General features: G+C 62.1%; 1 protein-coding gene and 1 pseudogene. Both read right to left on the bottom strand.

The window, feature by feature from the left end:
* A pseudogene (locus tag EOA22_RS33715) lies at positions 1 to 229 on the bottom strand (alpha/beta hydrolase); the annotation flags it as partial.
* Between the two features lie 147 nt (positions 230 to 376).
* Complete coding sequence (locus EOA22_RS33710; RefSeq protein WP_063170717.1) at positions 377 to 1,147, bottom strand: alpha/beta hydrolase; 771 nt, start codon at positions 1,145 to 1,147, stop codon at positions 377 to 379.
* Positions 1,148 to 1,369 lie beyond the last annotated feature (222 nt).

Here is a 1,369-nt window from a genome sequence, read left to right as displayed (position 1 = left end):
CCCCGGCGTTGTCGAAAGCGATCACCGGTCGATCGGCGGCCAAGACATTCACGACGGCGGGGTCCCAGGCGTCGATGTTGCCCGAGAAATGCTGCAGGAGAACCAGCGCCGTTCCGGTCGATGGGCCGAGGCGGCGATAGGCGAAGCGGATTCCGCTGCCTTCGATGTAAAGGGTGGGTGCCGTTTCGAGCGTGGCGGCGTCCTGGCTCGGGGTGTCGAACTCAGTCATGTCATCCTCCGGATGCTTGGCATTAGAAATCGAGTGGGTGCAACTGGTGCGGTTTCAGCCAGGTCTGAGCCGTTCGCGGCTCAAGGCATGCCGTAGTTCGCCCAGCACGCGCGGCGCTCCCGGCACGAAGTGCCGGGAGCGGTATCGTCACTTCACGAGCGCGGCCTTTTCAATCACCGCGGCGACTTCCTTCGCGTGGACGACGAGTGAGGAATGGCTCCCGGCGACCTCCGTCGTCTCAGCCTTCATCCTGTTGGCGAAGATCTTCTGGACCTCGGGTGCGATGACCTTGTCCTTGGTGCTGATCACATAGAATGTCGGCTTGTCGTGCCAAGCTGCCTTGTCGACGGGAGCCTCGAACGCGGTGTGGTTCAACGGGAGCTGATGGTTTGCCAAGGACTCGGCGATCTCCGGAGGAAGGTCGGCCGCGACTGCCGAAGGAAACACTTTGGGATCGATGTAGAGGTTGCCCTTTTCGTCGGGATGAATCGCCGCGGCGCCTTCGGTTGCCGGGCCGCTCTTGGCTAAGCTCGCCAGAGATTCTCCCACGTCAGGCGCGAATGCGGAGACGTAGACGAGCGCCGAGACGTTGGGATCGTCACCTGCCTGCGTGATAACCACACCGCCCCAGGAGTGGCCAACGAGAACGGTCTTGCCGTTCTGTTTGGCGAGCGCCTGTTTGGTGGCCTCGACGTCCGCCGCCAGGGAGGTGAGCGGGTTTTCGACGAGCGTTACATTGTAGCCCTTCTTCGTGAGGATATCGGCAACCGGCTTCCAGCTCGTCTGGTCGACGAAAGCGCCGTGGACGAGCACGATATTGTGGGCCGGCCCCTTGGGCAGCTGAGCTGATTGGGCGGGGGCGGCAACTGCTGCTCCGGCCATGAGGACGGTGGCGACGGTGAGTAAAAGATTTCGCATTGGTTGCTCCTGTTGAGATGACGGACGACGCGGGTCCGGGGAAGGGCAGGCGTGTCGGCAACAGCCGCGGTTCTCCCATCTGCCGTTCGGGTGATGGTTGCCGCGCGAACCGTTGGCTCGACTTGCGATCAACTAGTACGTGGAGCATTTGGACGTTAGGCCTCAATCGTCCGAATATTGTGTCTGACCGTCCGCCGTACTACCATCGGGACGATGGACATC

The organism is Mesorhizobium sp. M7A.F.Ca.US.014.04.1.1 (genome assembly GCF_003998745.1).
Classification (GTDB): domain Bacteria; phylum Pseudomonadota; class Alphaproteobacteria; order Rhizobiales; family Rhizobiaceae; genus Mesorhizobium; species Mesorhizobium ciceri.
Note: the sequence above shows the minus strand (reverse complement) of the source record. Positions and strands in the feature narration are given on the sequence as shown.

Excerpts from the sequence above, each read along its gene's own strand:
- EOA22_RS33710 (WP_063170717.1), bottom strand. The coding sequence starts at position 1,147 with ATGCGAAATCTTTTACTCACCGTCGCCACCGTCCTCATGGCCGGAGCA.